Genomic DNA, 1594 nt, shown 5'->3' with positions numbered 1-1594 from the left:
AGCTGCGCACGGGTGTCACGGTCCAGCGGGTCGAGCAGCACGGCTCGACGGTGCCGGACCGGCGCACCGTCGCCGTGGTCCTGCAGGGCGGCGAGCCGACGACCACCCGCCCGTGTACGCGCCGACCGGCGCCTCGCTGGACGAGCACGGCCGGGGGCTCTGCATCGTCGACGCCCTGTCCGAGGAGTGGGGCTGGGCCCCCACTCCCCCTGTGGGCAAGACGGTCTGGGCCAGGTTGCCGACCCGGCCGGCCACACCCTGTCCACCCATCTGACACGACTGCCGCGGAAAGGCCCCTCGCCATGCGCAGCGCTTCGACGGAACACCCGAGCAGCGAGCGCCCCCAGCGCCCCGACGCCCCGACCGGGGTGGCCCGGAAGACGCCGCTCCCGGCACTGGATTGCGTGCCGTGGGGCGACATCCAGGACTCCACCGGCTCGGCGGCGGCCATTCCCCTCCTGCTCGCCGGCATCGCCGGGGGTGATGCCGACACCGCCCGCTCCGCCCTCGACGACCTGCGCAAACGGATCTGCCAGTTCGGTTTCGTCGTGGAACAGGCGACCGCGGCCACGGTTCCGTTCCTGTGGGAGCTGGCGAAGTTGCCGCAGGTCACCTGCCGGGCCCAGATCATCGGGCTGCTCAAGAACATCGCCGACGCCCGGCAGTGGGAGAGCACCGCGGCCGTCTATCCGAAGCTGCTGAACCACCGGGAGAACCCGGTGGTATGGGAGCGTGCGGCGCGCCAGGCGGTGCGGGCCCGGCGCGACGAGCTCGGCCGGCTGATGGCGGACGAGGACGGCGAGATCGCCCGGGCCACGACCGAGCTGGCCCGTTCACTGGGCGCCTGAGGCTGTCGTACCTTTTCGGTGAACAGGGAGCCCGTGCACGCCCGCAGACGTGACGAAACGGTGAGGACCCCCTGCCACCATGGGTGATGCCCCTCGCCTCCCGGGGCCGGGCAGTGTAGACATGGCACATGGTCCGACTCTTGGGTCGATCCGGGACTCGATCGCCCCTGCGGCCCGGCGCTGCGCCGTCGACACGGCAGCGGCGGGAGGCGGGCTCGTCGCGGTGGCAACCGGTGGCGGGGCTGCGGTCGGTGCTGGGCGGACGCAGCGTCGCCGGACAGGTGTTCCTGCTCGTCGTGGTGATCGTGCTGTTGCTGGTCGTGGCGGCCGTGGTGGCGCTGGTGCTCCAGGTACGCCACGACACGACGCAGGAGGCCCGCAACCGCTCTCTCGCCGTCGCGGAGACCTTCGCGAACGCGCCGGGCACCGTCGAGGCGCTGCAGAGTCCTGATCCCAGCGCCGTGCTCCAGCCGCGGGCCGAGGCCGCCCGCGAGGCCTCGAAGGTCGACTTCATCGTCGTGATGAACACCGACGGGATCCGCTACACGCACCCCAAGCCGGACCGTATCGGCAAGAAGTTCGTCGGGACGATCGCCCCGGCACTGGCCGGGGAGTCGTTCACCGAGGAGATCGACGGCACCATCGGCCGGCTCGTCCAGGCCGTGGTGCCGGTGAAGGACCCGGACGGCCGGGTCGTGGGCCTGGTCTCGGCGGGGATCACGACCAAGAACGTCGGCGGAACCGCC

General features: G+C 72.1%; 2 protein-coding genes and 1 pseudogene. All 3 read left to right on the top strand.

All coding sequences use genetic code 11. The annotated features are described in order from the left end of the window. On the top strand, positions 1-274 hold a 274-nt coding region (locus ABZ281_RS48775), incomplete at its 5' end, for an ATP-binding protein (protein WP_356665223.1). 28 nt (positions 275-302) lie between these two features. Beyond that, complete coding sequence (locus tag ABZ281_RS48770; RefSeq protein WP_356665221.1) at positions 303-848, top strand: hypothetical protein; 546 nt, start codon at positions 303-305, stop codon at positions 846-848. A gap of 128 nt (positions 849-976) precedes the next feature. Continuing rightward, positions 977-1594, top strand: a pseudogene (locus tag ABZ281_RS48765) (histidine kinase); the annotation flags it as partial.

This window comes from Streptomyces sp. NPDC006265 (assembly GCF_040613555.1).
Classification (GTDB): Bacteria; Actinomycetota; Actinomycetes; order Streptomycetales; family Streptomycetaceae; genus Streptomyces.
Note: the sequence above shows the minus strand (reverse complement) of the source record. Positions and strands in the feature narration are given on the sequence as shown.